Origin of the sequence: Halorubrum sp. Atlit-26R, from assembly GCF_003666015.1 — an archaeon.
Lineage (GTDB): Archaea > Halobacteriota > Halobacteria > Halobacteriales > Haloferacaceae > Halorubrum.
Genome location: NZ_QPLT01000077.1, coordinates 1 through 1,197 on the forward strand (window position 1 = coordinate 1; position 1,197 = coordinate 1,197).

Consider the following 1,197-nt stretch of genomic DNA (forward strand, 5'->3'; position numbering starts at 1 on the left):
AAGCCGTTCGTGCAGGAGGCGGTGCCAGGTGTTGAGGCCATGGGGTACGCGGAGGCGCTTGTGGGGGTCGGGGGTGAGTGGCGCGGCATCGAGGTGCGCGCGTTAGAGGCAGAGCGAGCCGTGATCGAAGGAGAAGTCAACTAAACTCTAACATGTAGGCTCAAAATATGGAACCAACGACTTAGCTGGATATAGGCGCTAAGCCCCCACCCTCGACGGAGCAACCGAAGGGAGCGAAGTAGGGTGGTGATACAGCGCCGTCATCATCTGTTCATACAGCGATACGGTTACAGGCCCACAGATCCACGTAGTCGAAACGTTTTTTCACTGGGGTATCGTACAATAGTACGAACCCAATAGAGTACGACCTCGATTCGGGAGCGCATTCGACGTACTCCCTACACTACCACCTGATACTCACTACGAAGTATCGGCGCGGAGTGCTAACCGAGGAGCGAACCCAATTCATTCGCGGGGTTATCAGCGGGTTCACGGACAAGTACGGCGTCGAACTGACAAACCTTGACGGAGAGGACGACCACGTTCACATCCTGTTCCGAGCGAAACCAACCACAGACCTCGTGAAGTTCATTAATACAGACAAGGGCGCGACCGCCCGCCGTATCCGAAACGAGTACGAGGATGAGCTGAAGACCGAACTGTGGGGCGACTCGTTCTGGAACGACTCCTACTGTCTTATCTCGACGGGGGCAGGTGTCTCTGGATGTGCTGAAACAGTATGTCGAAGACCAGCGGGAGAGCTGATGTACTACGCCTACAAGTACCGTCTCAAGCCGTCCGACGCCCACCGCAAGGAGTTGGACCGCCACCGCGATATTTGTCGGCAACTCTACAACCACACGCTCTACCGCCTCAACGAGTACCAAGACGAACACGGCGAACTACCGTCCATGACCACGCTTCGGTCGGAACTCCCCGACCTCAAGAAGTGGTGGGACGGCCTCTCCGACGTGTACTCGAAGGTTCTCCAAACAGTCGTTGAACGGTTGTTCGACAACCTCAAAAGACTCTCCGCGCTCAAGGAGAACGGCTACGGCGTCGGTCAACTCAAATGGAAGCCGCCACGGGAGTTCCGCAGTTTCACGTACAGCCAGTCCGGCTTCAAGCTCGACAAGAAGGGCGGTCAGGCTGTGCTGTCACTCTCGAAACTCGGAGACATACCGATTCGGCTCCATC

At 56.5% G+C, this 1,197-nt stretch carries 1 protein-coding gene and 1 pseudogene; both read left to right on the top strand.

Annotated elements, in window-relative coordinates; translation table 11 throughout:
- Positions 1 to 356 precede the first annotated feature (356 nt).
- A pseudogene (gene tnpA / locus DVK07_RS19345) lies at positions 357 to 765 on the top strand (IS200/IS605 family transposase).
- The coding region (locus tag DVK07_RS19350; protein ID WP_158603194.1) for a helix-turn-helix domain-containing protein at positions 765 to 1,197 on the top strand (433 nt) is incomplete at its 3' end. The pseudogene tnpA and the gene DVK07_RS19350, both read left to right, overlap by 1 nt.